Source organism: Coprococcus intestinihominis (assembly GCF_040096555.1).
Taxonomy (GTDB): domain Bacteria; phylum Bacillota; class Clostridia; order Lachnospirales; family Lachnospiraceae; genus Coprococcus_A; species Coprococcus_A intestinihominis.
The window spans coordinates 1-6236 of record NZ_JBBMEK010000198.1 but is presented as its reverse complement, the minus strand read 5'-3'; the positions used below and the strand labels follow the sequence as shown (position 1 = coordinate 6236).

Annotated in this window: 6 protein-coding genes and 1 tRNA gene; all 7 read right to left on the bottom strand. The window is 41.5% G+C overall.

Annotated features, from left to right (window positions below):
- On the bottom strand, positions 1–1010 hold a 1010-nt coding region (locus tag WMO25_RS13375), incomplete at its 3' end, for an Hsp70 family protein (protein WP_349085711.1).
- A 146-nt stretch (positions 1011–1156) separates the two neighbouring features.
- Complete coding sequence (locus tag WMO25_RS13370; protein WP_349085709.1) at positions 1157–1906, bottom strand: hypothetical protein; 750 nt, start codon at positions 1904–1906, stop codon at positions 1157–1159.
- Between the two features lie 20 nt (positions 1907–1926).
- On the bottom strand, positions 1927–2616 hold the full coding sequence (locus WMO25_RS13365; protein WP_349085707.1) for an ABC transporter ATP-binding protein: 690 nt from the start codon (positions 2614–2616) through the stop codon (positions 1927–1929).
- Positions 2613–2978, bottom strand: coding sequence for a GntR family transcriptional regulator (locus WMO25_RS13360; RefSeq protein ID WP_349085705.1), 366 nt, complete (start codon positions 2976–2978; stop codon positions 2613–2615). Before WMO25_RS13360 ends, WMO25_RS13365 begins: the two co-directional genes overlap by 4 nt.
- 199 nt (positions 2979–3177) lie before the next feature.
- Positions 3178–4092, bottom strand: a complete 915-nt coding sequence (locus WMO25_RS13355) for a LysR family transcriptional regulator (RefSeq protein ID WP_349085703.1) — start codon at positions 4090–4092, stop codon at positions 3178–3180.
- 31 nt (positions 4093–4123) lie between these two features.
- Positions 4124–5815: a M3 family oligoendopeptidase gene (locus WMO25_RS13350; RefSeq protein WP_349085701.1), complete on the bottom strand. Its 1692-nt coding sequence runs from the start codon at positions 5813–5815 to the stop codon at positions 4124–4126.
- A 250-nt stretch (positions 5816–6065) separates the two neighbouring features.
- Positions 6066–6136, bottom strand: a tRNA-Trp gene (locus tag WMO25_RS13345).
- Positions 6137–6236: the final 100 nt, after the last annotated feature.

Here is a 6236-nt window from a genome sequence, read left to right as displayed (position 1 = left end):
TTGATACCCTTGGATGGTTCCATGCCAAGCATCCTCCGAACCTTGTCCTGAACAGCCGGAATACGTGTCGATCCGCCTACAAGCAATACCTTCGACAGATCTCTGGCTGTAATCCCCGCATCTCTCAAAGCATTCTGAACAGGTCCTGCTGTTCTGTCCACCAGATCATGGGTCAACTCATCAAACTTCGCCCTTGTCACAGTCACTTCCATATGATGCGGCATGTCCTTCACCATTGTCAAAAAAGGCAGATTCACGGTTGTCGATGTGGATGATGACAATTCAATCTTCGCCTTCTCCGCCCCTTCACGTACTCTCTGAACGGCCGCCTCATCATGACTCAGATCAATATGGTCGCTGGCTTTAAACTCGGCCAGAAGATAATCTGTCAGGCGGTCGTCAAAATCATCCCCGCCCAGATGATTATCTCCCGAAGTAGACAATACTTCGATTAGCCCATCACCTATCTCAATCACGGATACATCAAAGGTACCGCCGCCCAGATCATAAACCAGCACCTTCTGATCTTCTCCGTTATTCAGACCATAGGCAAAGGCGGCCGCTGTCGGCTCATTGATGATCCGCGTTACATTCAATCCTGCAATCCTTCCTGCATCCTTCGTTGCCTGCCGTTGTGCATCATTAAAATAAGCAGGCACCGTAATGACCGCATCCGTCACCGTCTCACCGAGATAATCCTGTGCATCCTTCTTGAGTTTTCTCAAAATCATGGCAGAAATCTCCTGCGGAGAATAACGCTTGCCATCTATATCCGCTCTGTAATTCGTCCCCATCTGTCGTTTAATTGAAGAAATTGTCCGTTCAGCATTTGTCACCGCCTGGCGCTTTGCAGGCGCTCCCACCAGACGTTCACCTTTCTTCGTAAACGCAACAATCGAAGGGGTTGTTCTCAACCCCTCCGCACTTGTTATAATAGCAGGTTCTCCGCCTTCCAGAACAGCCACACAGCTGTTGGTCGTTCCAAGATCAATACCTATTGCTCTGCTCATATCTCAACCTCCGACATATATCTCAACAGTCTCTCATATTGTACTGTTTTATTCTATGTAGAAGTAATCATAGCCTAGAATTATTAACTTAATATAAACTATTGCCATTTCATTGATATTTAATACTTTTAATAAACGGCTTATATTTAAAGAGATAATTCCTTATTTAAAATATAACCTGTTGCCACATAACATGCACCTGCAAATAAAATATCAAATATAGAAAAAACAGCCATCATACCATTTGCAGATGCCATGTCTGTCCAGTTCAAAATCTGCACAACAACAACGTTTACTGCAATATTCAACACGCAATAAATGACAAAACTGATCAGCCCTTTGCAGCGCATACCTGAAAAAATCGTAATACATAATGTGATAGCCAGAAATGCGGATGTCACCGTTCCAACCCAGCCGAATACAACCTGTATAATGGACCACACAATAAGCATGCCGTCAACATTCACCTGCAAAGTAAAACTGAAGAATGCTTTCATCTGATCAAACAACGTCTGCAACTCTCCGTACTTGGCACATACCATGGTGATATCTGCGAATCCAATAATTCCAAAGATAATCGCTGCTGCTACAATAGAAAAAAAACCTGTCAGAATCTTGCTTCCCATAATTTCATAAACATTATAAGGTGTCATGAAAAGCATATAGCCGCTCTTGTCTCTTAAATCATGATAATAAGTAATAATTTCTTCCAAACCAACAATAACAAAGGTGACCGAGGCCAGAAATGTCAACATTCCGGCAGCAATGGCCATGATTTCTTCTTTGCCCAAAAGCATACCTGCCAGAAAAACAACCTCCAGCAGCGCTAAAATTGCTCCAATAATCACTTTGGATGTTTTCTGTTTGATGAGTTCATATTTTATCAGCTTTAACATAACATTATTCCTCCTGGATTCTAACCATAAATCTGACGATACAGATCCGTAACAGACTCCCCGCGTTCCTGTCGAATCTCTTCTACATCACCCATTAATACAATCTGTCCATCTTTCATGAAAATAGCCTTATCAATAATCCGTTCCAATTCCTCTACCAGATGACTTGAAATAACAACAGAAGCATTGTCGCTCATATTCGTCAGAATTGTGTTGACAACTTCATCTCTGGCCAGAAGATCGATCCCGTTTAACGGCTCATCCAGCAGATACAGCTCTGCCTTTCTTGATAAAGTCACAGCAATCTTCAGCTTCGCCATCATACCTGAGGATAAATTTCTCACCTTCATATTCATCTCCAGATCCATATCTGCGGTCAGCTTCTCAAACTGCTGTGCATCAAAATCATCAAAGAAATCCTGATAATATCTGCCCGCATCCTTAATCTTCATATAGCTGTAAAAATAACCTTCTGTCGGCATATAAGCAATATGCTTCTTCGTCTCGGCGCTGATCTTCACACCATCCAGTCTCATCTCCCCTTCATCCGGGACAATCAGACCGGCTGCCATCTTCATCCATGTGGACTTGCCGCTGCCATTCGGCCCAAGCAATCCATAAATATGCGCATCCTCTATAGCAACGGACATTCCATTCACCGCAAACTTACCGCCATACCGTTTCACAACATTCACACAATCAAGCATCATAACTCCTCCTTTGCATACCGCTCTCTCAGCAGCTGTATCATCTCATCCAAATCGATACCGATTGCCTGCATTCCCTGAAGAAATGTATCCAGACAATTCTCTGCCATCTCTGACTGTGACGTCTTAATCATTCCTGAATCCTCCGTAATAAATGTGCCCATGCCGCGCTTCGTATAACAAAGCCCTCTGCTCTCCATCTCTTTATAAACTCTGCTGGCTGTATTCGGATTAATCTGATACTGCACAGCCATCTCTCTGACAGAGGGAAGCTTCTCACCTAAAGCCAATTCTCCCTGGATCAGCCGCCTGCTGATATCCTCTATCACCTGCAGATAAATCGGACGATCATTCTCATATCTCAATCAAATTTCTCCTTTCTCTGTCTGTATCATTAATCTTTTAAATGTACATTGCTGTACTATCATTATAGTACACTAGTATCATATGTTTGTCAACTCTTTTTATAAAATTATTGTAACCCTTTCTTTTAATGCGAAAACTCTTAATGTGAAAAGATCCCTGACTGAATCGAATTCAATCAGAGATCTTTCTGTCTGTCCATTATTTAAATGTTTCAATATTTAATCCTGCTCTGAGAGCGATCATCTCCTCTAAGCGATGCTCTCCCTCTTTTTTCCACATAGCCATAAAATAAAGTTTTGCCTCCGGTCTATGGGTGGCCAATGTATGTATTTTCGGATTTTTATACTTTCTGACCATAGATGATGGAATAACGACACATCCTTCTCCGCTTTCCATGATAAAACTCATATCCAGTGTACTTTCACAGAAGCGAATGGATGGTGCGCATCCGATTGCCCCCAGCATTCGGACAACCTGGGACATACCTCGAAACTCTTTATCAATAATGTATAAAGGTTTCTCAGATAATATCTGCTTTATGCCTTCAATCCCTATGGTCTCTACCGGCTCACCACGATAGACAACAACCATTTCATCTTCGTAAAGGACTCTGTATTTCAGCGACTCATTCACATCTTCTTTCGTCCCCATAAATACACCCATGTTCAATGTTTCTTCAGCGATATCACGATTAATGTCCAGATATTCACCCATTTTAAAAATGGCCCTGAGTGTAGGCATCTCCTGTCTGAGCTGATGAACAGCTTCCGCTACTCCCAGATGAAAAATCGGTGAATCTCCCACCCTGTTCTCAACACCTATAAAAACATTATGCTCTTCCTTCTTTTCTATATCCTTGGTATTTTTTAAAAGGATCGGTATCGTATCCATACGCATGAGAATCACCTTGGCTTCATTCAAAAAGACTTTGCCCGCCGGTGTCAGACGTACGCTGCGCTTGTCTCTTTGAAGAAGCACCATGCCCAGTTCCCTTTCCAGATCTGCAACCTGTTTACTGAGGGCAGACTGGGATATAAAAAGTGTTTCCGCAGCTCTGCTAAAATTAAGCGTATCAGCTACTGCCGCAAAATATTTTAACTGCCTTATTTCCATTTGTCTGACCGCCTTTCTGTTTCACTGCTTCTTATTGAAGGACTTTTTCTTTCAACACCTTCATAATATGTTCGACAGTACCTGCCTTGAAAGGATTGCTCAGATGCCCCTCTTTAAGAAGTTCAAAATAACCTTTGCTGCCGCCTAAAGAACAAAGTCTGAAATAGTCCTCCCATGCTGTCTCTCTGTCATCAATAGAACGGATATAATACTCAAGTGCTCCCATAGATGCAAGCGAATAGTCAATATAATAAAACGGACACATAAAAATATGCTGTTTCTGCATCCAGAAACCACCTGCCTCAAGAAATGGATCCCCGTCATAATCTCTCCATGGCATATATTTTTCTTCCAATGCATGCCAGAGTTGATATCTCTTATCTGTATCTGTCATCTTCTGTGCATACACCTCATGCTGAAATTCATCCACACAGGCCATATACGGAATAACTCTAAGTCCTTCCTCAAGATGCGTCTTTCTATACTGGTCGGCCGAATCTTTGAAAAAATAATCCATCCATGGATATGTCAGATACTCCATAGACATCGAATGAATCTCCGCTACTTCAGATGTTGAAAAAGCAATCTCATCCGGCACACCGTTTCTTGTAGCCGTATAGGCCTCAAAGGCATGTCCTGCTTCGTGTGTCAGAACATCCACATCTGCAGAAGTTCTGTTAAAATTGGAGAAAATAAACGGAGCCATCATATCCGGCAGAAATGTACAATATCCCCCCTGCATTTTACCTGGCTTTGTTTCAAGATCAAATAATTGATGCTGAACCATAAAGTCAAAGAACTCTCCTGTTTCCTTTGAAAGTTCATGATACATTTTCTGCGCTAATTGCACTTGTTCCTCAGTTGTTCCGTAAGGTATGGCATTGCCCTCAGGAGAGGACATATCTTCATCATAATAATACAGATGATCAATTCCCAGACGATTTCTCTGCTTCTCATATATTTCCGCAACAACCGGAACCACAAACTGCCTGATCATCTCACGGTAGCAAGCAACATCTTCACGGTCATAATCAAATCGCTCCATGGAAAGATACATCATCTCTGTATAATCCTTAAATCCCAGTACTTGTGCCTGCTTGATCCGGTTGTTGATCAGCTTTGTATAAATATCATTCAGATCATCTGCAATAGACTGATACAAATCAGACCATGCCGTCAACGCAGCTTTTCTGATTTTTCGTTCCGGATCCTGCATTTTTTTCAACAGCCCATAAAAATTAAGTTTTTCGCCTTTAAACTGTGCAACCGGCTTTGCAGCAATTTTGTGATAGAGCTGTACAAGATTGCTTTCCTCAACCTGATTTTCGACATTCTCCTTGCTGACAAGTTTCATTAAACGTTCCATACGAATAAAATACAGCTCACCATATTCATCTTTTAATGCATCCAGATATTCTGACTGCAGAACTGTTTTCTGAAATTCCTGCATTTCAAGATCAACAAGCGGCATATTTTCATAAAAGCATTGCATTTCAGATTCATAAAAGGGATCTGTTGTATCAATAGTATTGCGAATTTCAGCCACCGTCGCCATCGTTCTCAAATGTCTTTGCTGATCATTCACTGCTTTAAATACTTTACTTACTGCTTCTTTTGTCCCGGCATTTTTGATTTTGTCAACAGATTTTCTGATCAATTCTTTGGCGTTTTCAAAATCCGGCCGAACATATTCATATTGTGAGAATGTTGTAAAATGATTCATAATCTGAAACCTCTCTATTCGTTTTATATCGTTGCATTCAGATACCTCATGCCCTCTGTTGTTCATATAGAAATTATTAGACCTAAGTGTGCGCCTGACGCGCACTTTCGCGCGTTCCCGGATAGCACAGCTATATATTCCTCTCCGCGAACTGCGCTTTCTGGCACGCAGTGCCTTTATATGTAATAGGAAATTCCAACAGAATTTCCTATTACATAAAAAAGCATCTGAAATTCCTCAGATGCTTTAGCAGGGGTACCAGGATTCGAACCCGGACCAGCGGTTTTGGAGACCGATACTCTACCATTAAACTATACCCCTATATAACTATTTAAATTTTTAATACCATGCACCTTCAAAACTGCATATCATAAAACACTCTGCCTTTTAGAACCATTTTGGTCAAGCCCTCGACCGATTA

Excerpts from the sequence above, each read along its gene's own strand:
- WMO25_RS13350 (WP_349085701.1), bottom strand. The coding sequence starts at position 5,815 with ATGAATCATTTTACAACATTCTCACAATATGAATATGTTCGGCCGGAT.
- WMO25_RS13365 (WP_349085707.1), bottom strand. The coding sequence starts at position 2,616 with ATGATGCTTGATTGTGTGAATGTTGTGAAACGGTATGGCGGTAAGTTT.
- WMO25_RS13370 (WP_349085709.1), bottom strand. The coding sequence starts at position 1,906 with ATGTTAAAGCTGATAAAATATGAACTCATCAAACAGAAAACATCCAAA.
- WMO25_RS13355 (WP_349085703.1), bottom strand. The coding sequence starts at position 4,092 with ATGGAAATAAGGCAGTTAAAATATTTTGCGGCAGTAGCTGATACGCTT.